This is a genomic window from Helicobacter pylori (assembly GCF_001998165.1).
Lineage (GTDB): Bacteria > Campylobacterota > Campylobacteria > Campylobacterales > Helicobacteraceae > Helicobacter > Helicobacter pylori_DL.
Map to the genome: position 1 here is coordinate 1 of NZ_MTWR01000147.1, position 247 is coordinate 247.

1 pseudogene is annotated in these 247 nt (G+C 41.7%); it reads right to left on the minus strand.

The features are described from left to right. Positions 1–247: pseudogene (locus BZK24_RS09760) on the minus strand (hypothetical protein); the annotation flags it as partial.

Genomic DNA, 247 nt, shown 5'->3' on the forward strand with positions numbered 1-247 from the left:
TGAGGTTAGCGCTCAAATTGGTGGCGAGTTTGTAAGTTTCTTTGAGACTGTTTTGCACCCTAAACAAAGCGTTGATGAAAAAAGGTACGCCGATGATAAAAACGCAACACAAAAATAACGCCACCACCAATAAAAAGCTTAACGCTAAAATCGCGCACTCTAAAGTGCTCAAACCGATTTCATTCAACCCGTAATACAAAAAGAAAAGCTGGATGAGTAGGGGCGTGTTCCTAGCGATTACGCCATA